Annotated in this window: 24 protein-coding genes and 1 pseudogene; 7 read left to right on the top strand and 18 right to left on the bottom strand. The window is 74.6% G+C overall.

What is annotated here, in order from left to right; all coding sequences use genetic code 11:
- Nucleotides 1–6 precede the first annotated feature (6 nt).
- The 10 genes from ACZ5NJ_RS04665 to ACZ5NJ_RS04620 form a co-directional block, all read right to left on the bottom strand.
- A complete protein-coding gene (locus ACZ5NJ_RS04665) occupies nucleotides 7–906 on the bottom strand; it encodes an aminoglycoside phosphotransferase family protein (RefSeq protein ID WP_468762716.1) in 900 nt (299 codons plus the stop codon).
- 135 nt (nucleotides 907–1,041) lie between these two features.
- On the bottom strand, nucleotides 1,042–1,950 hold the full coding sequence (gene bla / locus ACZ5NJ_RS04660; RefSeq protein WP_468763149.1) for a class A beta-lactamase: 909 nt from the start codon (nucleotides 1,948–1,950) through the stop codon (nucleotides 1,042–1,044).
- Nucleotides 1,951–2,033: 83 nt separating this feature from the next.
- Nucleotides 2,034–2,771, bottom strand: a complete 738-nt coding sequence (locus ACZ5NJ_RS04655; protein WP_468762714.1) for a hypothetical protein — start codon at nucleotides 2,769–2,771, stop codon at nucleotides 2,034–2,036.
- Between the two features lie 117 nt (nucleotides 2,772–2,888).
- A complete protein-coding gene (locus ACZ5NJ_RS04650; RefSeq protein WP_468762712.1) occupies nucleotides 2,889–3,575 on the bottom strand; it encodes an HAD family hydrolase in 687 nt (228 codons plus the stop codon).
- Nucleotides 3,576–3,626: 51 nt separating this feature from the next.
- Entirely contained in the window at nucleotides 3,627–4,568 is a 942-nt protein-coding gene (locus ACZ5NJ_RS04645) for an AfsA-related hotdog domain-containing protein (RefSeq protein WP_468762710.1), read from the bottom strand.
- 17 nt (nucleotides 4,569–4,585) lie between these two features.
- Nucleotides 4,586–5,794 (bottom strand): MFS transporter, encoded by a 1,209-nt coding sequence (locus tag ACZ5NJ_RS04640; RefSeq protein WP_468762708.1) that lies wholly within the window; start codon nucleotides 5,792–5,794, stop codon nucleotides 4,586–4,588.
- Between the two features lie 113 nt (nucleotides 5,795–5,907).
- Nucleotides 5,908–6,969, bottom strand: coding sequence for an aldo/keto reductase (locus ACZ5NJ_RS04635; protein ID WP_468762705.1), 1,062 nt, complete (start codon nucleotides 6,967–6,969; stop codon nucleotides 5,908–5,910).
- 70 nt (nucleotides 6,970–7,039) lie between these two features.
- Complete coding sequence (locus ACZ5NJ_RS04630; RefSeq protein WP_468762703.1) at nucleotides 7,040–8,218, bottom strand: beta-ketoacyl synthase N-terminal-like domain-containing protein; 1,179 nt, start codon at nucleotides 8,216–8,218, stop codon at nucleotides 7,040–7,042.
- The gene (locus tag ACZ5NJ_RS04625) at nucleotides 8,215–9,450 is read right to left on the bottom strand and encodes a beta-ketoacyl-[acyl-carrier-protein] synthase family protein (RefSeq protein WP_468762701.1); all 1,236 of its coding nucleotides are present in this window, start codon (nucleotides 9,448–9,450) and stop codon (nucleotides 8,215–8,217) included. The genes ACZ5NJ_RS04630 and ACZ5NJ_RS04625 overlap by 4 nt, the downstream gene beginning before the upstream one ends.
- Nucleotides 9,443–9,715, bottom strand: a complete 273-nt coding sequence (locus ACZ5NJ_RS04620) for an acyl carrier protein (protein WP_468762699.1) — start codon at nucleotides 9,713–9,715, stop codon at nucleotides 9,443–9,445. Before ACZ5NJ_RS04620 ends, ACZ5NJ_RS04625 begins: the two co-directional genes overlap by 8 nt.
- Before the next feature lie 274 nt (nucleotides 9,716–9,989).
- On the opposite strand from ACZ5NJ_RS04620, the gene ACZ5NJ_RS04615 reads away from it, so the two are divergent.
- Entirely contained in the window at nucleotides 9,990–11,045 is a 1,056-nt protein-coding gene (locus tag ACZ5NJ_RS04615) for a beta-ketoacyl-[acyl-carrier-protein] synthase family protein (RefSeq protein ID WP_468762697.1), read from the top strand.
- Between the two features lie 59 nt (nucleotides 11,046–11,104).
- Entirely contained in the window at nucleotides 11,105–11,809 is a 705-nt protein-coding gene (fabG, locus tag ACZ5NJ_RS04610; protein ID WP_468762695.1) for a 3-oxoacyl-ACP reductase FabG, read from the top strand.
- 94 nt (nucleotides 11,810–11,903) lie between these two features.
- Here the strand turns inward: fabG and ACZ5NJ_RS04605 are convergent, their stop codons facing one another.
- Nucleotides 11,904–12,629: a response regulator gene (locus ACZ5NJ_RS04605; RefSeq protein WP_468762693.1), complete on the bottom strand. Its 726-nt coding sequence runs from the start codon at nucleotides 12,627–12,629 to the stop codon at nucleotides 11,904–11,906.
- Nucleotides 12,608–13,372 carry a sensor histidine kinase gene (locus ACZ5NJ_RS04600; protein WP_468762691.1) on the bottom strand — a complete coding sequence of 255 codons (765 nt, stop codon included), beginning with the start codon at nucleotides 13,370–13,372 and terminating at the stop codon, nucleotides 12,608–12,610. Before ACZ5NJ_RS04600 ends, ACZ5NJ_RS04605 begins: the two co-directional genes overlap by 22 nt.
- Before the next feature lie 191 nt (nucleotides 13,373–13,563).
- Between ACZ5NJ_RS04600 and ACZ5NJ_RS04595 the strand changes: the two genes are divergently transcribed.
- Genes ACZ5NJ_RS04595 through ACZ5NJ_RS04585 form a run of 3 tightly spaced genes read left to right on the top strand, consistent with a single transcriptional unit; the run spans nucleotide 13,564 to nucleotide 15,825 of the window.
- Nucleotides 13,564–14,043, top strand: a complete 480-nt coding sequence (locus ACZ5NJ_RS04595; protein ID WP_468762689.1) for an XRE family transcriptional regulator — start codon at nucleotides 13,564–13,566, stop codon at nucleotides 14,041–14,043.
- 7 nt (nucleotides 14,044–14,050) lie between these two features.
- The gene (locus ACZ5NJ_RS04590; RefSeq protein ID WP_468762687.1) at nucleotides 14,051–14,596 is read left to right on the top strand and encodes a toxin; all 546 of its coding nucleotides are present in this window, start codon (nucleotides 14,051–14,053) and stop codon (nucleotides 14,594–14,596) included.
- A complete protein-coding gene (locus ACZ5NJ_RS04585; protein ID WP_468762685.1) occupies nucleotides 14,593–15,825 on the top strand; it encodes an MAB_1171c family putative transporter in 1,233 nt (410 codons plus the stop codon). Before ACZ5NJ_RS04590 ends, ACZ5NJ_RS04585 begins: the two co-directional genes overlap by 4 nt.
- A 6-nt stretch (nucleotides 15,826–15,831) precedes the next feature.
- On the opposite strand, the gene ACZ5NJ_RS04580 is transcribed toward ACZ5NJ_RS04585, so the two are convergent.
- The 3 genes from ACZ5NJ_RS04580 to ACZ5NJ_RS04570 are packed head-to-tail and all read right to left on the bottom strand — an operon-like array spanning nucleotide 15,832 to nucleotide 19,343.
- Nucleotides 15,832–16,686 (bottom strand): SMP-30/gluconolactonase/LRE family protein, encoded by an 855-nt coding sequence (locus tag ACZ5NJ_RS04580; protein WP_468762684.1) that lies wholly within the window; start codon nucleotides 16,684–16,686, stop codon nucleotides 15,832–15,834.
- Between the two features lie 5 nt (nucleotides 16,687–16,691).
- Complete coding sequence (locus ACZ5NJ_RS04575; protein ID WP_468762682.1) at nucleotides 16,692–17,798, bottom strand: DUF1611 domain-containing protein; 1,107 nt, start codon at nucleotides 17,796–17,798, stop codon at nucleotides 16,692–16,694.
- A 12-nt stretch (nucleotides 17,799–17,810) separates the two neighbouring features.
- Nucleotides 17,811–19,343 carry an FAD-dependent monooxygenase gene (locus tag ACZ5NJ_RS04570; protein WP_468762680.1) on the bottom strand — a complete coding sequence of 511 codons (1,533 nt, stop codon included), beginning with the start codon at nucleotides 19,341–19,343 and terminating at the stop codon, nucleotides 17,811–17,813.
- Between the two features lie 92 nt (nucleotides 19,344–19,435).
- Here ACZ5NJ_RS04570 and ACZ5NJ_RS04565 point away from each other — a divergent pair, with 92 nt between their 5' ends.
- Both ACZ5NJ_RS04565 and ACZ5NJ_RS04560 read left to right on the top strand, forming a co-directional pair.
- The gene (locus ACZ5NJ_RS04565) at nucleotides 19,436–20,254 is read left to right on the top strand and encodes an AfsR/SARP family transcriptional regulator (RefSeq protein WP_468762678.1); all 819 of its coding nucleotides are present in this window, start codon (nucleotides 19,436–19,438) and stop codon (nucleotides 20,252–20,254) included.
- A 95-nt stretch (nucleotides 20,255–20,349) separates the two neighbouring features.
- Complete coding sequence (locus tag ACZ5NJ_RS04560; RefSeq protein ID WP_468762676.1) at nucleotides 20,350–21,036, top strand: 4'-phosphopantetheinyl transferase superfamily protein; 687 nt, start codon at nucleotides 20,350–20,352, stop codon at nucleotides 21,034–21,036.
- A 4-nt stretch (nucleotides 21,037–21,040) separates the two neighbouring features.
- Here ACZ5NJ_RS04560 and ACZ5NJ_RS04555 read toward each other — a convergent pair whose 3' ends face one another.
- The 3 genes and pseudogenes from ACZ5NJ_RS04555 to ACZ5NJ_RS04545 all read right to left on the bottom strand — a co-directional run.
- Nucleotides 21,041–21,790, bottom strand: a complete 750-nt coding sequence (locus ACZ5NJ_RS04555; RefSeq protein WP_468762674.1) for a restriction endonuclease — start codon at nucleotides 21,788–21,790, stop codon at nucleotides 21,041–21,043.
- A 125-nt stretch (nucleotides 21,791–21,915) separates the two neighbouring features.
- Nucleotides 21,916–22,476, bottom strand: a complete 561-nt coding sequence (locus ACZ5NJ_RS04550; protein ID WP_468762672.1) for a hypothetical protein — start codon at nucleotides 22,474–22,476, stop codon at nucleotides 21,916–21,918.
- 239 nt (nucleotides 22,477–22,715) lie between these two features.
- Nucleotides 22,716–23,117: pseudogene (locus tag ACZ5NJ_RS04545) on the bottom strand (DUF6000 family protein); the annotation flags it as partial.
- Nucleotides 23,118–23,125: the final 8 nt, after the last annotated feature.

Genomic DNA, 23,125 nt, shown 5'->3' with positions numbered 1-23,125 from the left:
ATGTGGTCAGCCGATCAGTGCCTCGGTGATCTGGCGGGTGGTCTGCGCGGCGACCCGAGGATCGACGGCGGCGTAGGTCGTGTAGGCGTTCAGGCCCGTGGCGAGGGCCCAGCCGCGGCCCCGGGCCCAGGTGGCGTCGTCGACGCCGAGCGTGGCGCGGAAGGCGGCGCGGCTGCCGGCCGACATCAGGGTGAAGGCGATGGTCAGGTCGCAGGCCGGGTCGCCGATGCCGAGCCCGCCGAAGTCGAGCACCGCGCTGAGGCGGCCGTCGAGGGTCAGCAGGTTGCCGGTGTGGAAGTCGCCGTGGAACCAGACCGGAGGGCGGTCCCACGCGGGGGCGGCCAGCGCCGTGTCCCACACCTCGGTCATGGCCGAGGGGTCGAACACACCGGCGACCGCCGCGATGGCGGCCCGCGTCGCGCGGTCCCGGTCGGCCAGCGGCCGTCCGGTGAGGTCCTCGTGCGCGTCCCCGGCCGGGAGGTCCTCGGGCACGAACGCCTGGAGGGCGGTGAGGAACTCCGCCAGCCGGACGGCGGCCCGGGACGAGTCGGCCAGGGACTCGGAGGTCGCCACCTCGCCGTCCAGCCAGCGGGACACCGCCCACGGCCAGGGATAGCCGAAGCCGGGCTCACCCACCGCCACCGGTACGGGGATGGCCAGGGGCAGGTGCGGGGCGAGCCTGGGAAGCCACGCGGACTCCTTCACGGCCTGCCCGAGGGCTCCCGCGTGGCGGGGCAGCCGGACGGACAGGTGCTCGCCCAGCCGGTGGATCACATGGTCCGAACCGGCCGGGTCGAGCAGCGTGAGGGGCAGCTCGGCCCACTGGGGGAACTGCGCATCGACCAGACGTCGGACCAGCGCGGTGTCGATCGCGGAGCGGGAATCCGCGCTTCTCCTGGGCGCCACGTGCAGCTCCTGCGGTGGGCCCGCTCCACGCGGCGGGCGGTCGGAGCCATCACAGTGCCTCGGGGACACGTCTGTCGACCGGTTTTCCCGCCCGGGCCCGCCTCCGCGGCCGGAGCGGGTCGGCGGGTCGGCGGGTCAGCTCAGGACGGCTTCGCCCAGCAGGCGCGCCGTGTCCGCGACGAGCTTGCTGTCGTTCGGGCCCTGCGGTGCCTCCGGCCTGGTCGTCAGGACCGCCATCACCACCGGCACGCCGGCCGGGCTCCAGACCACGCCCACGTCGTTGGCGACGCCGTAGGCGTTGCCGCCGCCGGTCTTGTCGGCCAGGGTCCAGCCGGGCAGGCCCTCCTTGAACCGCTGGGTGTTGGTGGTGTTGGCGAGCAGCCAGCCGGTGAGCCGGTCCCGGTCCGGGCGGGGCAGTGCGTCGCCGAGCAGCAGCCGGGCGTAGGTCTCGCCTATGGCGCGCGGGCTGGTGGTGTCCTCGGTGCGCCAGGGTTCGGCGGAGTTCAGGGCCGTTTCCCAGCGGTCGAGCCGGGTGACGCGGTCGCCGAGGGAGCGGGCGAAGCGGGTGATCGCGGTCGGGCCGCCCAGCTCGCGCAGGAGGAGGTTGCCGGCGAGGTTGTCGCTCTGGCCCACCGCGGCCGCGCACAGGGCCTCGACCGTCATCCCGTCGGCCACGTGGTCCTGGGTGACCGGGGCCCACTCGGCCGCCTCGACCTCGGCCGCGGTGTAGTGGATCCGCCGGGCCAGGAACTCCCCGTCGCGGTCGAGGTCCCGCAGGACGGCCGCCGCGGCCAGCGGCTTGAACACCGAGCAGACCGGGAAGAGCTCCTCCGCCCGGTGGGCCACCGTGCGGCCGGTGGCCAGGTTGCGGGCGTAGACGCCGAGGCGGGCTCCGTGCTCCCGTTCCATGTCCCGCAGCCGACGCGCCGTGCCCGGGCCCGGTCGGGTGTCCGCGGACGCCCGGCCCGCGGCGCCGAGAGTGAGCGCGGCCAGGCCTCCGCTGCCGAGGGCCAGGACCGTACGCCGGGACGGACGGCTTGCCACGGACTTCACATCGTCTCCTCACCGTTGATCATCTCTACGGGAGGAAACACGCGAACCGCCCCAGGACGGTTGCACGCACGGGGCTACTGGGGGCCGGTGTCGGCCCGGGCCGCGCGGGTGGCCGCGCGCAGCCGGCGGTGTCCCTCCTCGCCACGTGACCAGAGGAACGCCCTGCACGCGCGGGGGACTTGGTTGCTCCATTCGCGGAACTCCATGACCGCGACCGTGTCGGACGTCCACCAGCGCAGCATCGGCCCCGACGCTTCGGCGACCTCGGTGAGGCCGTCCAGGCGGCGGACCACGTCGTGGCCGTCGGGTTCGATCGGCCAGGGGTCCCATCCCGCGACCGAGTCCATGACGGCGTGGGACTCGATCAGGTGCGTGGCCGAGGAGGCGATCTCCCGGAACACCCCGTCGCCGACCTCGACCCCCACGCGTCCGTCGGTGTGGGCGAGGTAGCGGACCGGGCTGGACACGAGCTCTCCGGTCCACTCGAAGTACCAGCCCCCCGCCGGATCCCGCCACACGCCCGTGTCCAGGTCCCAGCTCCACTCCGAGGCGCTCTCCCGCTGCTCCGGGGGCCCTCCCGGGGTGCTGCGCCGCACCGTGTGGCGCAGCCCGCCGTACTTCTGGGCGAAGCCCTCGCGTGCGATCACGAGCTCCAGCGGGGCCGGGACCTGCCGGCCGGTGCGGTCGGGTACGCGCAGCAGCTCCGTCGGAGTCCGGGTGCCTGCGGGCTCCTTGCGGCGCCCGGTGCGCTCAAGCAGTTCGCGGGCGAGGACCGAGAGACCGGAGTGGTGGGGGTCCGCGAGGATGTGCATGTCTTCTTCTTCGAACGTGGGGCGAGTCCGCCGCACCCCACGTTAGCCAACGCGTTCCTTCAGGCCTTGTGGGGGTCTGCTTGACGCGCTCGACACCCTCGTCGCCGCCTGCGGCCGTCAGGCCGCGGTGCCCGGCAGGTGGTGCCAGCCGTGCAGGCCGGCTTCCGCGAGGAGTTCCGGGTGGTCGCCGACGACGACCGGGTGGCCGACGAGGCGGAGCATCCCCAGGTCCGAGACGTGGTCGCCGTAGGCGTGGCACCGCTCGGGGCCGATGCCGTGCTCGGCCAGGAGCTCGCGGGCGGCGCGGGTCTTGGCGTCGCCGATCATCGTGGACAGCACCTCCCCGGTGTACACGCCGTCCACGATCTCCGGGCGCGTGCACAGCACGGCGTCGGCGCCGACGTGGGCGGCGACGGGGTCGAGGGCGGCGGGGAAGGAGCCGGAGACGAGCACGGTGGCCAGGCCGCGTTCCTGATGGGCCGCGAGCGCCGCGAGGACGTCCTGGTGGAACAGGCCGCCCTGCCGCTGGTGACGGGCGAACCAGGCCCGGCCGGCGGCCGCCGCCCGGTCGGCGGCGTAGCCGGCGAAGCGGCGGTAGAAGAGCCGGTTGCCCTGTTCGCGGGGCATGCCGGGGTTCAGCAGGTCGCGGGCCTGCTGCCGGAGCCTGCGCTGTTCCTGCGGGGTGTGTCCGACGGCTTCGAGGAAGAAGTCGTAGAAGTCGAACATGGTCTTGACGGTGGTGAGCGTCTCGTCGACGTCGAAGAAGGCGACGGCGCGCGTGGACGTCGGCAGTGCCGTGGTCATGGAGCACTCCGGGAGGGAGGAGGGAGGAAGGGAGGGGGAAGGGGGCGGGGGTCAGCCCAGGGTCACGTGCAGCTCCGCCACGGTTTCGTCCCGCTGGACGGCGTCCATGCGGAACGCCCCCGGGCCGGCGCCCTCCTCGCATACGGCGGTCAGGCGCACTTCCTCGTCCAGTTCCGCGAACTTCAGGAAGCGCCCGTGCAGCCGGAGCACCCGTGCGGTGCCGCGTTCCGGGTCGAGCAGCAGGGCGCACTGGCGTGCCGCCTCGCTGAAGACCATGGCCGGGACGTGGTCGTACGGGTGGTCGTACATGCTGCGGTTGCCGAACGTACGGGGGCTGAGCAGCGCGGTCAGGGAGGCCGGGGCCAGGCGGGCGGCGTCGAGGACGGCGTTGGCCGGGTCGAGCCGGCGGACCCGGGCCGGGTCGACCGGTGCTCCGTGGGGCAGGGCGGGCAGGGTGAACGCGGTGGGGACGGTGGTGCCCCGCTGCATGTGGCGCAGGGCGTGGTACTGGTCCGTGGGGGTGCAGTTGACGTCCATGGTGAGCCGGCCCAGGGCGCGGCCGTCGAGTACGAGGTCCATGGCGAAGGCCAGCCGGCGCAGCCGTCCGCCGCGCCGGGCGCGGACGGTGACCTCCGCGTCCATGCGCAGTTCCCCGGGCCGGTCGCCGCACCGGAGCGCTTCCGGATCGGTGATGTCGAGCGTCCAGGACGTGACCATGAACGTGGTGTCGCGCGGCACCCCCTCGTGGAGGTGCGAGGCGTAGGTGACGGCCTGGCGGCAGCTCTCCAGGACGAGGAGCGCGTCGTGGAGACCGCGTCCCGGTGCATGGTCCCGGTAGTGGGCGTGGGAGAGCGGCAGTTGCGCCGCGGCGGTGAAGGCGCCCTCGCCGGTGGCGACGGAGTCGGTGAGGAACACCTCGGACAGGGCCCAGCGGTGGACGAGCGAGCGCGACACGGTCCGGTCGTAGGTGAGGGTGGCGGTGGGCGTTCCCACGGGGGCTTCCTTCCGGTTCAGGGGCGTCGGGACGAGGGCAGCGGCGCCGCCGTCGGGTGGTGCGGGGCCGGGGTGGCGGCGCGCTCCTTGCGCTCCGCCGCCACGCCCAGGCCGGCGAGGAGGAGTCCGGCGAGGGTGACGAGGGCCCCGGCCCAGTTGAGGGCGGGGTAGCCGAGGCCGGCGGCGATGATCCTGCCGCCGAGCAGGGGGCCGGCGGCGTTGGCGAGGTTGAAGGCCGCGATGTTGGAGGCCGAGGCGAGGGTGGGGGCGCCGTCGGCCTTGGCCATGATGCGCATCTGGAGCGGGGCGATGGTGGCGAAGGTGGCCGCGCCGAAGAGGAAGACGGTCACGCAGGTGGCGGCCTTGTCGTGCACCGTGAAGGTGAACGCGCCGAGCACGAGGGTCAGCAGGGCCAGCGCACCGCACAGGGCGGCCCTGGGGGCGCGGTCCGCGATCCGGCCGCCGGCCAGGTTGCCGGCGAACATGCCGACGCCGAAGAGCACCATGATCAGGGTGACGGCGTCGTCGGTGAAGCCGGTGACCCGGGTGACCATCTCGGCGATATAGGTGTAGGAGGTCATGACGCCGCCGAAGCCGAGCACGGTGGTGAGCAGGACCAGCAGGACCTCCGGGCGGCGCAGCACCGCCAGTTCGGAGCGCAGCCCCGTGCTCGCGGGCGCCGGGGTGCGGGGGACGAGCGAGGCGATGCCCGCCAGGCCCGCGGCGGCGAAGAGCGCGACCATCCAGAACGCCCAGCGCCAGCCGAAGTGCTGGCCGATGAAGGTGCCGGCCGGGACGCCGAGGATCGTGGAGAGGGTGAGGCCGGCGGCGACCATCGACACGGCGCGGCCCTTGCGGTCCGCGGGAACGAGGTCGGCGGCGACGACCATCGCGACGCCGAAGAACGCGCCGTGGGCGAGGGCGGACAGCACCCGGCCCGTTATCAGCAGCCCGTAGTCGGGGGCGAGGGCGGAAAGGACCGTGCCGGCGAGGAAGAGCAGCATGAGCCGGATCAGCAGGCTCCGGCGTTCGGTGCGGGCGCACAGCACGGTGAGGCCGGGGGCGCCGACGACCACACCGAGGGCGTACCCGGACACCAGGAGTCCCGCGGTGGGGACGGAGACGGAGAGGTCGGCTCCGATGTCGGGGAGGATGCCGGCGATGACGAACTCGGCGACGCCGATGGCGAAGCCGCTGAGGGACAGGGCGATGACGGCTATGGGCACGGGTGTGCTCCTGGGTCGGACTCGGGGCGGAACGGTGGGGTGGGCGGGCCGCGGTCGGGGCCGGACTGGTCCGGAGGGGGCGGACAGGTCCGGAGGGGGCGGCGGCCCGGGTCCTAGAGGTCTCCGGGGAGGTTGCGGTCGCCGGCGATCGCCCGCATGTGCCAGTACGGGTAGGGCGCGGGGCGGTCGCTCGCCGCGTCGAGCCGCTGCCGCTCCTCGGTGGTGAGCTCCCACTCGACGGTGCCGAGGTTGTCCCGGAGCTGGTCGGGGCGGCTGGCGCCGAAGACCACCGACGTCACGGCGGGCTTGCTCAGCACCCAGTTGAGGGCGACCTGGGCGATCGAGACGCCGCGGTCGCGGGCGATGCCGTCGAGCACCTCCACCACGTCGTAGGCCTGCTCGCGGTCGGTGAGCGGCGCGATGGAGGCGGGGCCCTCGTGCGCCAGCCGGAATTCCGGCGACACGTCCTGTCCGCGCCGGTACTTGCCGGTGAAGAAGCCGCCTGCCAGCGGGCTCCAGACGGTGACGCCCACGCCCTGGTCGGCGGCGGCGGGCACGATCTCGTGCTCCAGCTCGCGGGCCCCGAGGTTGTAGTAGCCCTGGTAGGCGGCGAAGCGGACGAGGTTGCGGCGGTCGGAGAGGTCGAGCGCCTTCATCAGCTGCCAGCCGGGGAAGTTCGAGCAGCCGGTGTAGCGCAGCTTTCCCGCGCGCACCAGGTCGTCGAGGGTCCCGAGGGTCTCCTCCAGGGAGGTGCGGGGGTCGGTGCCGTGGAGGTAGAGCACGTCGATGTAGTCGGTGCCGAGGCGGCGCAGGCTCGCTTCGACGGCGCGGACCAGGTGGTGGCGGGAGGAGCCGGCCGCGTTGATGTCGTCGGGGTCGGTGCGGAAGCGGACCTTGGTGGCGATGACGGCCTTGTCCCGGCGGTCCTTCAGTGCCAGGCCGAGCAGTTCCTCGCACTCGCCGTCCCGGTAGACGTCGGCGGTGTCGAAGAAGTTGACGCCCGCGTCGTGGCAGGCGTGGACGAGGCGTACGGCGTCGTCGCCCGCGTTGACGCCGAACTGGGACCAGTTCGCGCCGGGCAGCGCGCCGAACGCGCCGGGGGTGCCGAGGGTGGCGGCGCCGAAGGACAGCTCGGAGACCTGGAGGCCGGTGCGGCCGAGGTAGCGGTAGCGCATGGGGAGGGTACGTCCTCACGTGGTGGTGGCTCGGTGGATCGGGGAATCGAGAGGGGTTTGGCGGGGTGGCTCAGCCGCCGGCGTGCGGGTGCAGCAGGACGGCGCAGCCGACCGAGCCGTCCGGGCCGACCGAGGTGACGAGCGCGGCCCGTTCGCGGCGGGTGTCGAGGTGGGGGTCGTGCCAGCGGGCGAGGACGGCCGCCACCTGGAGGGCGGCGCTCGCGCCGTGGGTCTCGCCGAGCACCTCCCGTACGCACAGCAGGTACCGGCCCCCGGTGCCGACGGAGCCGTCGGAGCCGTCCGTTCCGTCGGGGCCGTCGAGCGCCGCGCGGAGGGCGCGCCGCTCCACGGCCGCCCAGCCCCGCCGGCCGGCCGCGCCGGGTGCGACGACGGCGACGTCGGCGGCCGCGACCCCGCTGCGGGCGAGCGCGTCCCGTACGCAGGCGGTGAGGCGGCGGGCGGCGGCGAGGGGGCCGCCCGCGGCGAAGCCGGTGGCGACGGCCATGAGGAGGGCGAGGGGGCGCTCGCCGGGGGTGTCCGCCGGGAGGGGGCGCAGGGCGAACACCGCCGCGCCTTCGCCGAGCGCGGTCCCCGGCGCGAGCGCTCCGCTGCGGTGCCACGCCCAGGCGCTGTGGGGTGACAGTTCCTCCACGCCTCCGCCCAGCATCCGGCGTGCGTGGCCGCCCGCCAGGGCGTTGCGGGCGAAGCGCAGCGCGTGCAGGGAGGCCAGGGGGCCGCCCGAGACGGTGGCGTTCGCGTCGGTGAGCCCGTGGCGGATGGCCGTGCGTCCCGCGACCGCGTTCATGAGGGTGCCCGGGAAGTCCGACGGGTTCACCATGTCGGGGCGCTCCCGGACGAAGGTGTCCCGGTTGAAGCGGGCGATGCCGCCGCTGCTGCCGAGTGCGCTGCCGAGGACCAGGCCGGTCCCGGAGCGGTCGGGGAGCGGTTCGAGCGCCAGGGTGGCGGCGGCCATGCCGAGGTGTTCGGCACGTGTGAGCCGGCTCAGCCCCTTGGTGCCGAGGAGGTCGGCGGGCTCGAAGTCGGCCGGTCGCAGGGTGAGCGGCGGGTAGTCCTCCGCGTCCCGGGCGGCGGGCGGCCGTCCGCCGGCCGCCGCCGCGCGCCGCAGGGCGTCGGCGAGGGGGCCCAGTCCGGGCCCGGCCGCGCTGATCACGCCGGCGCTGTCCAGGGCCAGGGGGACCACCGTCCGCGAGGTGGCGGCCGGACGCCGCTGGTCGTCCACGATGCTCATCCGGTGAACTCTCCGAAGATCGTCACGGCGTTGTTCCCGCCGAAGGCGAAGCCGTGGTTCTGTACGATGCGCGGCCGGGCGTCCCGGCCCCTTCCCGGGACGCAGTCGAGTCCCGGTCCCAGTGCCGGATCCAGCCGGCGCAGCGTGGCGGTCGGCGGGAGGAACCCTTCGGACAGGGCGGCGCAGCACACCAGGGCCCCGAAGCCGGCCGCCGCTCCCATGGTGTGTCCGAGCATGGACTTGACGGAGCTGATCGGTGGCGGGCCGTCGGTGAACACCTCGCGCACGGCGGCCGTCTCCGTGGAGTCGTTCGCCTTGGTGCCGGTGCCGTGTGCGCAGATGTAGTCGACGTCGCCGGGCTTGACGCCGGCGTTGTGGTGGGCGCGCCGGATGCACTCGGCGATCGACGCGGCGTCGGGGTTGGTCATGTGGGCGGCGTCGCAGGTCATGCCGTACCCGAGGACCTCGGCGTAGATCCGGGCCCCGCGCGCCAGGGCCGTTTCGAGGGGTTCCAGGAGCAGCGCCGCGCCGCCCTCCGCGGTGACGATGCCGTCGCGGTGCAGGTCGAAGGGCCGGGGGACGTCCTCGGCGAGGGCTCCGAGGCGGTGGAAGCCGGCGTGGGTGGCCCGGTTGGAGGCGTCGGCCCCGCCGCACAGCGCGGCGTCGGCCTCTCCGGTGCGGACCAGGTCGTAGCCGTAGCCGATGGCGTAGTTGCCCGCGGCGCAGGCGGTGCCGAGGGTGACGGACTCGCCGCTCAGGTCGAGTTCGGCGCTGACGGCGGCGGCGATCCGTCCGGCGTCGGCCCGGCCGGCGGGCAGCGGGTCGAGCGCGGCGAGGCCGTCGTCGACCCATTGCCGGGTCAGTCCTTCCAGTTCCAGGGACTCGCCGTTGGTCGTCCCGAAGCAGCTCGCCGTGTTTCCGGCCGCCAGGGCCGCCGGATCGGCCGCGGCGTCGGTGACCGCCATCCGCGCGGCCGCGGCGGCGAAGCGGCCGCTGCGGCCCCAGCGCGCGGGGTCGGTTCCCCGTAGGTGCATCTCCGGGTGGAAGCCGCGCACTTCACCGGCGAGGACCTGCTCGAAGCCGGTCCCGTCGAACTGTGCGATCGGGCCGATGCCGCTGCGTCCGGCCCGGACCGCCGCGGTGAGCGCGCGGGCGCCGAGCCCCAGGCTGCTCACCGCGCCGAGTCCGGTGACGACGACCCTGCGCCCGGTGGCGGAGGCCTCGTCAGACACCCAGCGCCTCCGGAGTGCTGTGCTTGGCGACGAGGCGGTAGGCGCTGGGGAGTTCGTCGAGCTCGACGAGGTCCTCCTTCGGGATCCGGATGCCGAGGTCGCGCTCGAACCGTGCGTAGATCTCGATGACCAGCAGCGAGTCCGCGTCGAAGTCGTCGGCGAAGCTGCTCTCGTCGGTCAGGGCGTCCGGGTCCGCTTCGAGCACGTCCGCCACGATGGCCCGGACCTGTGCGCGGCGGTCCTCGGACATCTCCGTGTCGTTCATCTGCCTGCCCTTCGGTTCGCTGGTGTGGGAGGTCGCAGCCGGAGTTCTGTGCGTCTCCGCTGCGGCCTCAACCAGCCAATCCCAGGCGTGGAGGCAGCGGCAAGCACTCCGAAAGTGACATAGGGGGGTGCCTCCGCGAGGGTGCGGGCCGTATGCCCATGGGGGTGTTCGGTCCGGCGGCGGGGGTTTCCGGCCGGTTTTTGCCCGCACTTTCATCGGGGGGCCCGAGCGTTCCGGACGTGAGGACGATCCGACGTACGGAGGGGGCGCGGGGATGAGACCGACCGAGCCGGTGGGCATCGTGACGGCCGGGTTGTGGCTGCCGGAGGGGCGCTCCCGCGCCTCGGACGCGGTCGCCGCGGGGCGGTTGCGCAGCCGGGACGCGGTGGCCCTGGGGCATGAGAGCGTGCCGGACGCGGGGGACGTCGCCCCGCCCGACGCCGCGGTCCTCGCGGCCCGCCGGGTGCTGGCGGCGGCGGGTCCGGACGCGGGTGAGCTGGACGTGCTGGCGCACGCGTGGATGTACTACCAGGGGCACGACCTGTGGTCGCCGGCCCATTACGTCGCCCGCCGGCTCGGCGCCCTGCGGGCGCTGCCGGTGGGCATCCAGCAGGTGTGCAACGGCGGCGCCGCCGCCATCGGGCTGGTCATGGCGTGGCTGGCCTCGCCCGAGTCCTCTCCCCCGTCCCGGCCGCGACTGGGCCTGGTGACGACGGGGGACCGCTTCGCCGGGCCCGGCTTCGACCGCTGGGCGGGCGACTTCGGGGTGGCGTACGGCGACGCGGGTACGGCCGTGCTGCTGCGCCGGCCCGCCGCGGACGGTGACGTGCTGCTGCTGCGGTCGGTCGCGACGGTCGCGGACCCCCTGCTGGAGGAGATGCACCGCGGCGCGGACCCCTTCTCGCCGGTCGCCCGCGGGTACCGCGACCGGGTCGACATGCGCGCCACCAAGCGGGCCTACCTGAGCGCCCACGGGATGCTGCCGTTCACCACGTCCAACCGGCGGGCCGTCCGCGCGGTCGTCGCGCAGGCGCTGGCCGACGGCGGCATGGACGGACGGGACCCGCGGCTGACCCATGTGGTGCTGCCCCGCTTCGGCGCGAAGACGCTGGCCGAGTCGTGGCTGCCGGTCCTCGCGGAGCTGGTGGGCGGGGCGCGGCTGCTCGACCCCGGCCGGGAGACCGGGCACCTGGGCGCCGGTGACGCGGTCGCCGGGATCGCCGAACTGACGGCCCGGGGGCTGCCCGCGCCCGGGTCCGCCGCCCTCGTCTTCAGCGCGGGGGCCGGCTTCACCTGGTCGTGCCTGCTGGTGGAGTCCCCGGCGCGATGACCTTCGCGCCGTTCACGAGGCCGGGCGGGGCGCCCGGTCTTCCGGAAGGAGAACAACACATGTCACGTTCCGTCTTCGTCACCGGGGGCAACAGGGGGATCGGTCTGGCCGTGGCGCGAGCCCTGGCCGCCGACGGGGACCGGGTGGCGGTCGGCCACCGGACCGGGACGCCGCCGGAGGGGCTCCTCGGGGTGCGCTGCGACGTGACCGACGACGCCTCGGTACGGGCCGCGTTCGCCGCCGTCGCGGAGCGGCAGGGCCCGGTGGAGGTGCTGGTGGCCAACGCGGGGATCACCCGGGACACGCTGCTGCTCCGCATGGACGACGCCGCGTTCGACGAGGTGGTGGCGACGAACCTGAAGGGCGTGTTCCGTACGGTGCGGGCCGCGGCGGGCGACATGCTCGCCGCGCGCCGGGGCCGGATCGTCCTGGTGTCGTCGGCGCTGGGGTTCCTGGGCTCCCCCGGGCAGACCAACTACGCCGCGACGAAGACCGCTCTGCTGGGGTTCGCCCGCTCGCTCGCCTGGGAGCTGGGTCCGCGCGGCATCACGGTGAACCTGGTGGCGCCGGGGATCATCGACACGGACATGACGAGCGGGTTGACGGAGCGGCGGATGAAGGAGTGCATGGCGATGACACCGCTGCGCCGGCCGGGTACGCCCGAGGAGGTCGCCGCGGCGGTCCGGTTCCTCGCCTCGGAGGGGGCCGGGTACATCACCGGGGCGGTGCTGCCGGTGGGCGGCGGCATCGGCATGGGCGTGTGAGCAGCCGCCCCGGCCGCGTCCCGGCCTCCGGAGCGCGGCCGGGTGGCGGGGTGGCCGGTGGCCGGGTGGCCGGGTGGCGGGTGGCCGGCCGGCGCTAGCGCAGGGCGGCCTCCGGCAGGGCGCGCGGGGTACCGAGTGTGGCGTCGCGCAGGTGCCGGGTGGTCCGCAGTCCGCCGGGGGCGGTCACCGGAGGGGCGATCAGGCCGCGCTCCACCGCCTTGTTGGCCGCCTCCACCCGGGACCCGGCGTCCAGCTTGTCGAAGATGTTGCGCATGTGGCGTTTGACGGTCCCCTCGGCGATGTCGAGCCGGCGGGCGATGCGGTAGTTGCTCAGTCCGCCGGCGGCGAGCTCCATGACCTGCGTCTCGCGGACCGAGAGCGGCGCGATCTCCGCGGGGGCGGGGGCGGCCAGGCTCCGGGCGGAGAGCGAGATGGTGACCCGGCCGCCGCCGGCGCAGACGTCGCGCACGGTGCCGGCCAGCGACTGGTGGCTCACGGTCTTGTGCAGGAACCCCCGGATGCCCAGCGGCAGCAACGCCTGGACCAGTCCGGGGTCGTCGTGCATGGTCAGGACCAGGACCTGGGTCTGCGGCGCGGCCCGGCGCAGCTGCCGGACGGTGGCGGCCGGGTCGTGGTTGCCGGGCATCTCGATGTCCAGGAGGAGGACGCGGGGCTGGAGTTCGGCGGCCAGGCGCAGGGTCTCGGCCACGTCCCCGGCCTGCCCGACCACCTCGAAGTCGTCCTCGGTGCCGAGGAGTTCGGCCAGGGCGTCGCGCAGCAGGGTGTGGTCGTCCGCCATCAGGATGCGAATGGTTTCCATGCCTCCCCCTCACCCGGGTGCGGTCCGTGGCCGCAGGTCAGCGGCACCCACAGCAGCAGCCGGGTGCCCTTGCGCGGAGCGCTGAGGAGCAGGCAGCGCCCGCCCAGTCGGGCCACCCGTTCGCGCATGGCGGTGAGTCCGCCCCGGTGGCCGCCGGGGCCGCCGGGGGCCCCCGGGGCGCCGGGGCGGAAGCCGCGGCCGTCGTCGGCGGCCCGGAGCGACAGGCGGCGGCCAGAGATCCGTACGGCGATCGTGACGGTCCGCGGATCGGCGTGGCCGAAGGAGTTGCGCAGGAACTCCCCGACGACGAGGGCGATCTCGCGGCGGTGGGCGGCCGGCACCCGCGCCTCGTCGCCCTCCACCGTCAGCCGGACGGGGATCGCGGCCAGGTTGAGCCGGTCCACCTGGCGGCGCAGCGCTTCCCCCAGGCCGTCGTCCGCGGTGGCGCCGGCGCCGCGCAGCCCGGCCACCAGGCCTCGGGTCAGTGCGGTGGCCTCCCGCAGGGCGTCGTGGACCGCCGTGAGGTGCCGTTCGGCACCCGGATCCGCTTCCGCGCCACGGGTCTTGACCCGGTACAGCTCCAGGTGGCGGAGGGCCAGGGCGAGGCTGCCCCCGAGGTGGTCGTGGACGTCGCGGGCCAGCCGGCCGCAGCAGTCGTCGCCGGGGGCCCGCCCGTGCGTCCCCGGCTCCGCGGACCGTAAGCGGTCCGGCGGCGCACGGTGTGCGCCGCGTTGGTCGGACACAGAGACGTTTCCCACGCGAATTCCCCCAGCCGGACCCCGTACCGACCGGCCGACTGTCGACGGCTGCCGGTATCCACCCGTGCGTTCATTTCAGCTGACGATCCGACCGTAGGTGCGACCTGGGGGGCTGTCAACTACGATAGGACGCCGTCACCTTGACGGTTCACGCTGGCGGACGAGAAGGAACGTTGATGCCCTCTTTGGCAGACAAGGTCGACACACTCTTCAGGACCATCCGCACCAACGGCCGGGAGTACACCTACGACGAAGTCGCCCGTGGGTGCAGCGGGCTGAGCGGCGGCACGTTCTCCAAGACGTACGTCTGGCAGCTGCGCACCGGGCTGCGCGACAACCCCACCAAGCGGCACCTGGAGGCGCTGGCGGCGTTCTTCCGCGTGCCCGCCGCGTACTTCTTCGACGACGACACCACCGAGCGGGTCGACGCGCAGCTCGCCCTCGCCTCGGCCATGGGCAACGCCGACGTCCGTGACATCGCGCTGCGGGCGATGAGCATGGACGACTCCGGCCGCAAGCACCTGGCGCGCATCATCCGCGAGGTCAGCCTGCTGCACTCGGCGGCCTCGCGCGGGCAGTCGGGCCGGGCGGCCGGCGGGACGGCCGAAGGCCCGGAGGACAGAGACGCCGGCGCCCCGGCGGGTGCCGGGGAGTAGACCAGCCGTGCGATTCCCCCAGCGGATCCGGCGCCGCGGCGGCTTACGGGCGCTGCGCCGCGAGAGCCGGCAGCGGCTGGCGTCCTTCGGGCTGCCCCGCTCCTACGACCTCATGGCCCTGTGCGACCACCTCAGCGGTTCCCGGGGCCGGCCCATCCACCTGCTGCCCATGCCCCTGGGCGCGTCCGGCCCCTGCGGGCTGTGGCTGGCCTTCTCGGACGCCGACTACGTCGTCTACGAGCAGCACACCAGCCGCCACCACCAGGAGCACATCATCGCCCACGAGCTCGCGCACATGGTGTGCGGCCACCGCAGCGGTACCGCCGACGCGTCCGCCGTCGCCACGCTCTTCCCGGACCTCGATCCCTCGCTCGTACAGGACCTGCTGTGCCGGGACACCTACACCGACAGCCAGGAGCGGGAGGCCGAGGTGATGGCGTTCCTCCTCGGCGAGGGACTGCGCTCGCAGCCCGGCACGGCCGCCGCCGAGGCGGACGGGGTGCTCGGCCGGATCCAGGGTTCCCTCGACTGGCGCCGCCGGGGCCGGACATGAACAGTGTCCGCTACCCGCTGGGCGCCCTGGTCTGCTGGTTCGCCTTCGTCCGTACCCTCCCGCCGGTGCTCCGGCGCGGCCGGGAGCCGGCGCTGGTCGCGCTGTGCGCGTCCTTCGGCTGCCAGGGGATGTACCTGGCCATGTCCACGCCCGCCCACCTGACGGGGAAGCTCTTCGGCACGGTCACCTGGTACAACGTGTCCGTCCAGATGTGGATCATCGCGGCGATCGCCTGCCAGCAGGTGCTGCTCATCCACTGGCTGCACCCGAGGGCGGAAGCCCGCGCCCGCGCGCGCCGCCGGCTCGCCCTGCTGGCCTGCGTGCCGGCCGCCATGGCCGTCCTCTTCGGGCTCGCCCTGCTGCACGGCCACCCGCGGAACACGTTCGCGCACCCCCGGGAGCAGCCGTACTTCGTGGCCTACCAGGTCGTCTACCTCACGGCCTTCACCCTCGGGAAGGCCGTCGTGGCGAGGGCCTGCCGGTTCTACGCCCGGCTGACCGAGGACGTCTGGCTCCGCCGCGGGCTGCGGACCGCGGCGGTCGGCGCCTGCCTCGACCTCGTCTACTCCCTGGGCCGGTTCGCGGACATCTTCCTCGTGCACCACGGCTGGGACCCGGCCGCCTCCGCGGACGTCATCCGCACCTGTCTGACCGTCGGGCTGACCCTGAACACCGTCGGGTGGACGGCGCCGTTGTGGGGCCCGCGCGTGGAGGCGGTACGGGCCTGGTGGGCCGACTACCGGCGGTTCCGCCGGCTGCGCCCGCTCTGGTACGCCCTCTACCGCGCCCACCCCGAGACCTCCCTGCAGCCCGCTCCCCGCAGCGACCTGTTCGCCCTGTGGGACCTGCGGTTCCGCCTGCACCGGCGGGTGATCGAGATCCGGGACGGCTGCCTGGCCCTGGGCGGATGGGTCTCCCCGGGCCTGGGACCCGCCCCGGGACCCGACGGGAACGTCGGGGAGCGGGCCCGGTGGGAGGCCGCGCGCATCGCCGCCGCCCTCGCGGCGCGGGCCGGGGAGGGCCGGGCGGACGGGGAGGGTTGGGCAGACGGGGAGGGTTGGGCGGACGGGCGGGGCCGGGCGGACGGCTCCGCGCCCGGGCCGGCGATGGGCCCGGACGACCTGGACTTCTCCGCCGACGTGCGGTGGCTCGTCGAGGTCTCCCGGGCCTTCGCCCGCGCCCCCCGAGCCGCCCGGCCGGAGCCCGACGCCGCGGCGGCCGCCCCGTGACCGTCCTCAGCCGGCGAACGCCGTGGGGGCCGGGCCCTGGCCGGCGCCGGGCACGACGAACACGCTGCCCGCGAGCGGTTCGTCGTACTCGGGCGCGCGCCGGGCCGTGGTGACGTAGAGGTCGGTCAGGTCCGCCCCGCCGAAGCCGCACGCCGTGGTCAGCGCGGCGGGGAAGCGGATCTCCCGGTCGAGCGTGCCCCCGGGCGTGTAGCGGCGGACCGCGCCGCCGCGGAAGAGGGCCACCCACACCCCGCCGTCGCTGTCGACGCACAGGCCGTCGGGCACGCCGGCCGTGCCGGTCAGCTCGACGAACGGACGCGGGCCGCGGGCCTCCCCCGTGGCGGGGTCGTAGTCGAGCACGTCGATGCGGCACGTGGGGGTGTCGACGAAGTACAGCCGCCCTCCGTCGGGGCTCCAGGCGATGCCGTTGCTCAGGCGGGTGCCGGACAGCGCGCGGTGGGTGGCGCCCCCGGGGGAGACGCGGCCCAGCCAGCCGGGGGCGGACGGGCCGGCGATGGTCCCGACCCAGAGGCGGCCCCGCGCGTCGACGCCCGCGTCGTTGCCCCGTACCCCCTCGGCCGACCAGTCGGTGAGCGGACGCAGCGTCCCGTCGGGGTCGCGGACCGCCACCCCGTCGCGCATGCTGAGCACCAGGCCGCCGCCGGCCCGGGGCTTGGCCGCGGCGACGGGCTGGTCGAACCGCAGGACCGTCCCGGCTCCGCCCGAGGGGCACAGCCGGTGCACCTCGCAGCGGTTCATGTCGACCCACAGCAGGGTTCCGTCGGCGGGGTCCCAGGTCGGGCATTCGGCGAAGGACGCCACCGCGCGCAGCGCCACCTCCACCTGCTTCGCTCCCCTCACTCCCTTCACACGCCCCCCGCCCGGACCGCCCCGCGCGGTGCGGACCACGCCGCCTCGGCGGCGTCCAGCAGGACCGCCGCCCCGTCGCCGTCGAGGACGTCGGCGACGGGCAGTCCCAGAGGGCGGAGCCGGCGTACGTTGTCGCGGCCGCGGGTGGCGATGCCCGCGACGGGGGCGCCGCCGAGGGCCTCGACCGTGCGGATCTCCGTCTCCAGGTCGGCGAGCGGCAGGTGGTCCCAGTGGTAGCGCGAGGCGCGCTGCGGGTCGTGCGCGAAGACGACCGCGTCGGGCCGCGAGCCCTGGAGGATCGCGGTCGCCAGGCCGCCGAACGCCGGGTGCATCACGGACGCCTGGCCCTTGATGATCAGCAGGTCGTGGCGGGCGTCGGCCTGCTGGACCAGGTGCTCGACGAGGCCCGCCGCCTGGAACACCGGTGTCCGGTCGACGATCGCGCCTTCGGTGCATCCGGCGAGCAGACACGTCTGCCCGGTTCCCACGTAGCCGGAGTCGATCTCGCGGGAGAGGGCTTCCCGGTGCATCTGGAGGGCGGTGGTGCGCTTTCCGACGACGCAGTCGCTGCCGGCGACGTGAATCAGTCGGGCGCGCCGTCGGGGGACCCGTCCGGAGAATTTGGGCAGTACGTCGTACGGCCGCCTCACGTCGACGATGCGCTGGCCCTCCGCGAGCATGTGCGCGAGTTCCGTTTCGCGCAGCTGCACGTGGAGACAGGAAATGACGTGCAGGCCGGCGCGGACGGCGGTGCGTATCTCATCCCACCACAGGTCCGGCAGGTCGCCCGGCTCCCTCGGCGTGTGCAGCAGTTTCCCGTCGACCGACTCGCAGACATCGGATTCGGTCAGCGCCACCACCAGGGCCCGGGGACCGTACTTCATGGCCGCGGCGACGGATCCGACGACCGGGACGCCGGTCCCCGGCAGCACGGACGCCGAGGTCGCGTGGGGGTGGGAGCGGTCGACGACCGCGACGGGGCGGAGCACCGTACTGTGCCGGATCACCCCCTGGACGGTCTTCCCCTCGGGGTGGGCGAAGACTCCGTCGGCGAACAGGACGGCGGGTAAGGGAAGTCGTGTGAATTCCGAATGAAGAACCATGTCATCCCCCAACTACCGTGCCCCAGCGGCCATTCCGGTCAAATGCCGTACTTCTGAGTGGAGTACGTCACGGAACGGGTCGCCCAGCGAGGCGACCGTCCCGTCCGGCCGCACGAGAACGGCACACGGGCGGACCAGCCTCAGCAGGGAGTGACCGATGTCGTCCGCGTCGGCGACCACCGTGACCCGGAGGGTCGCGTGGGCCTTGCGGAAGATGTCGGCCACTCCCCCGACGTCCCTGCGGTGCCTGCCCGTTCCGGGGAAGAGCAGCAGCAGCGGCGCCGGGTCGCCCAGCTCGTCGCGCAGCCAGCGCCCGCTCCCGGCGTCGAGCGGTACGTCCGGCAGCCGCATCCCGGTCCGCAGGTGGCCGGCCCGCCGGCGCGGGCCGGGATGGGCGAACGACAGCTGGGCCTGGCGCGGTACGACGACGCGGTCCAGGAGGCCGCCGCGCCCCGCGGCGCCCAGCGCCGCGTCCCGGGCCCGGGCGCGCCAGCCGCTCATCGTCCACATCCGGGTCTGGAGGTCGGTGTCGCCGACGACGGCCCGTGCGACCGTGAGCCGCTCCTCCTCCCAGCGCGCCAGCGCCTCCTCGCCCCACCGGCCCTCACGCACCCCCGCCAGCCGCCAGGCCAGCGAAGCCGCGTCCTCGATGCCGGTGTTCAGCCCCTGGCCGCCCGCCGGGCTGTGGATGTGTGCGGCGTCGCCCGCCAGCAGCACCCGGCCGGAACGCAGCCGGTCGGCGACCTTGCGGTGCACCCGGAACACACCGGTGCGCTGCTCGCCGAGCAGCTCGATCGGCACGGGGCACCGCTCGGAGGCCGCGCGCTGCACGGCGTCCCGGGGGTCGTCCACCGCCAGGTCGGGCGCGGCGCTGACGAACGTCCGGTACATGCCGCCCGGCAGCCCGACCACCACCAGCACGCCGGCGGCCGACATGAAGTAGTGGACCTCGTCCTGGGCCAGCGGGGTACGGGCCGGACCGTCGGCGAGGAGGAACTGCTGGGGGTACGAACCGCCCCGGAAGGGCACCCCCAGGACCTCGCGGACCCTGCTGTGCGCGCCGTCGCAGCCCACGAGCCAGCCGAAGCGTTCCGTCACCCGGCCCCGCGCCGTCTCCAGCTCGGCGCTCACCCCGGCGGCGTCCTGGGTGAAGGAGGTCAGGGAGGTCCCGAACTCGATCGTCCCGCCCAGCGCCCGGAAGGTGTCCCGCAGGACCGCCTCCGTCTCCTGCTGCGGGATCGACAGGGCGTACGGGTAGCGCGTGCGGCGCATCCCGCCGAACGCCAGCCGGGCCACCCGCTCGCCCCGCGCGTGGTAGTTCTGGGCCCGCAGCACCAGGCCGCGCCGGTGCAGTTCGTCCGCGGCGCCGAACCGGGCCAGGGCCTCGATGCCCCGTGGCCACAGGGCGATCGCCTTGGAATGGGGGTTGGGGCGCTCGGAGCGGTCGACGACGCGCACCGGCACGCCGCGCCGGAGCAGTTCGATCCCCGTCACCAGCCCCACCGGCCCGGCTCCGACGACGAGCACCTGCGGTGATTCGTTCATGGTCCCGCCTTTCTGTCCTTCTGCACGGATGTCTCTTTAGGCGCAGCGGTGCGCTTCTTGCGGGGCAGAGCCGCCGGCCGCGGCCCGCGCGCGTGCTTGTATTCCAGCCCTCGGACGGCGATGCGCTCGGTGTCGCCGGCGGACTGACGGAGGTGCTGGCAGCCGTGGCCGGCCAGATCTGCTTCTCGGTGCTCGGGGCTCTCGGAGTCTCCGCGGGCACCACCCCCCACAGCCTGCGCGGGCCGATGGTGAACAAGGTGATGGCCCTGCTCCTGCTCCGGGCGGGCCGGGTGGTGGAGGTCGACACCTTCGTCGACGAGCTGTGGGAGGAGCGGCCGCCGCGCTGGGCGCTCAGCACCCTGCGCACGCACGTCTACCACCTGCGCCGCCAGCTCGACGAGGTCCTCGGGTCGCCCTCGCAGCGGCTGGTGCGTACCGGCCGGTCCGGCTACCTCCTGGACATCGATCCCGAGCAGCTGGACGCGACCCGGTTCACGCGGCTGTTCCGGGAGGGCGAGCGGCTGCTCGCCGCGGACCGGGTGGACGAGGCCGTGGCCGCCTGCGGTGCGGGGCTGGCGCTGTGGCGGGGCCGCGCCCTGGCCACGGTCCGCCCGGGGCGGGTGCTGGCCGGCCACGTCCAGTACCTGGAGGAGCTGCGCGTTCGGGCCCACCAGGTGCGCGTCGAGGCGGAGATGCGCCGCGGCCGTCACACCCACGTCGTACCCGAACTGCGCGACCTGGTCGCCGCGCACCCCTTCAACGAGTGGTTCCACCACTCGCTGATCGAGTCGCTGCGGGAGTCGGGCCGGCGCGGTGAGGCGCTCAGCGCCTTCCAGGAGCTCCGGACCATGCTCCGGGACGAGCTGGGGCTCGAACCCGCCGACGGCCCGGCGTGGAGCATGCTCGCGTGACATGGCCTCTCCCTCCGTTCCGCGTCCGTTCCGCCCGCGTTCCGCCTGTCCGGATTCCTGATGATGGGGTGCCGCCATGAAAGCCGGATAAAAGCGTGAGGGGTACGGGAACGCAGGTCCTCGCGGTGCGTCCCGCGCGGGGCGTGATCGCCGTCCTGCGGCTGCCGGGCGTACGGGGGGACGCGGACGGGGAGGGCCTGCACCCCGAGGAGCGGGCGCTGATGCGGGGGGTCCCGCCGGCCCGCCGGCGGGACTTCGCGGCGGGGCGCGCCGCGGCCGCCGACGCCCTGCGGCTGCTGGGCCGGACGGGGCCCGTGCTGCGCGAGGGCCGGCGCCCCCGGTTCCCGGCGGGGGTACGGGGATCCGTCAGCCACTGCCGGGGCGCGGCCGCCTCGTGCCTGGCGACCGCCCGGCCGGACGTCTCCGCCGTGGGGGTGGACGTCGAACGCGTCGGCCGCCTCTCGCCGGAGGCGGCCGGGCTCGTCTGCACACCGCCGGAGCTGGCCCGGTTGACGGGCGGCGCGGTGGGCGCTCGGCTCCTCACGGTGGTGTTCTCGGCGAAGGAGGCCTTCTACAAGGCGGCCACCGCCCTGGACCTCCCGCGCGAGCCGGTCTTCCCGGACCTGGAGGTCTCAGCGGTTCCCGGACGGGGTGACGAGCTGTGCCTGACCCCCGCCCCCGGGCTGCTCCCCGCCGGCTACACCGTCCGGGGCCAGGTCCGGTACGTGGGCCCGTACGTCTGGACGACCGTACTGCTCCACGCCCGCGCCGCCCCCCGCTGACCCGTCACGCCGCGCCTCCCGGGGGAACGGCGGCGGGGGCGGGGGCGTTCGCGCCCGACTCCCAGGGCGCAGGGGTTTCCTGTTCGGTCCAGGCGGCGAGCGCCTCGCCGTCGATGCGGACGATGCCGCACGTGTCGGCGTATTCGGCGGCGGGCGCGGTGAAGGAGCTGGTCGTCACGATGACGGCGACATCGGCCTCGTGGACCGCGAAGCAGGTACCGCCGAAGCGCTGGAGGTCCTGCGAGCCGACCCGGTGGTCCTCCGCGTAGTGCTTGCACTGGATCACCACGCGCCGGCCGTCCGCCGCCGTCGCGACGACGTCGGCGCCCAGGTCGCCCGCGCCGCCGACCACCTCCACCGAGGTGCAGCCGTCGCGGGCGCACAGGGCCGCCACCGTGTGCTCGAAGCCGTCGGCGTCGGCCCCGGCGTGGTCGAGGGCCTCACCGCCTATGTCGGGAAGGTCCGCCGGTACCTGCGCGGTCCCGCCGGCCCGCGGAATGCGGGGCCGGCGCCGGGCGGGGGCGAGGCTCCACTTCGCCAGGAGCACGCCGAGCAGCAGGACGGCCAGGGCGGCGATCGGGGCCAGTGGAAGCCGGATGCCCTCCGCGGACACCGCCTTCAGGAAGGCGGCGGCACCCGCGACGCCGGTGCCGAGCAGCCCGAGCGCGAGCACCGCGTCACGTCCCGGACCGGTCCGCCGCGCGGGCCCGGCGCCGCGTACGGACACGGGCCCGTCTTCCTCGGGCGTGGCCATGGCGGTCCCCCCTCTCCCCCGGCAACGACGTTGTCGCTGAACCCTGTTGACGACTCGTATGGCCGCAAGGACGGGTTCCAAACGGGGGGTGACCGATCCGGGTTCCTTCCCTGGCCGGCCTTTCCTCAGTACCGCCGACCCTGTTCACGCAGCCGGCGATTGCGCGCCGCTCGCCGTCGAGCTGCCTCTTTGCGCACCCGCTCGGCTTCCTTCCGCACCCGCTCGGCTTCCTTCTGCTTCCGCTCGGCGTCCGCGCGGGCTCGCTCGGCTGCCGCCTGCTGCCGCTCGGCTTCCGCGCGGGCTCGCCGGGCCTCGGCGTCCGGGTCCTCCGCGGCAGGCGGGGCCTGCGGTTCCCCCTGCTCCTCGGGCCGCGGGGGTGGTGACGCGTCCGTCCACCACCCCGTATCACCGCCGGATCGGGGAGTGTCCTGCCGGGCTCGCGCGTACGGCCCAGGGGGGAGTGGTTCCTCCGGGGCCCCGGCCCGGCTCCCGGCGATCCAGCGGCGCAACGCGAGGCAGGCGATCAGCGGCCCGAGGAGCAGCGTGAGCAGCCACAGGGTGAGGACCGTGGACCAGACGGGGCCGTGGGGCCGGGGGCCTGGCAGGAGCGAAGCCAGCAGCGGCAGCAGCAGGAACAGCACCAGCCAGGTGGCGATGACCACAGCCGCCGCCCGAACGGCAGCCACCACACACCCCATGGCCTCCCCCTCGCGAGCAGCAGCGGCACCGCCGCCCGGGCACTCACAACCGACCGCCGGCCGTGGGCCCTTACCCCCGACACAGCAGCACGCAAACCCACCGCTCAGGAGGCACCCTCGACGAAGATGCCTCCCGGCAGGTCAACGGCAGAGCCCCTGACGGCATTCGTCGACGAAGGCGCAGAGTTGGCGGAACAGGTTCAGGTGGGTGGTGGGTTCCACCGTGTGAGGTCGGGGCGACGGAGGTAGCGGTCGAGGTAGGCGGCCAGCAGATCGGCGTCGCGCGGTGTGCCGAAGCCGGCGAGGGCCACGCAGTACGCCGACCCCGCGCAACACACCTCGCCGGCCAGCAGGAGCTCCCCGAGTCGCTCACGGAACTCGGTCCGCCGCCCGACAGCGATGAGCCAGGCGGCGGTCCTCCGCTCACGCCACCCGCCCTCGAGAAGGGTGGCGATCTCGTCGGGGGTGATGCGTCGTGCGTCCTCACCAAGAGCTCGCACGAATCGGTCGTAGTCATGCCCACGCATGCGCAGCACACCGCCGCCGAGCTTGAGATAGCGGCGCTCGGGCGTGACATAGCGGCGGACCAGCGCCAGCAGATCGGCTTCCTCGTGGGCGTGGCGTGTCACAGGGCGAT

It is taken from the genome of Streptomyces sp. NPDC032091 (assembly GCF_055580265.1).
Note: the sequence above shows the minus strand (reverse complement) of the source record. Positions and strands in the feature narration are given on the sequence as shown.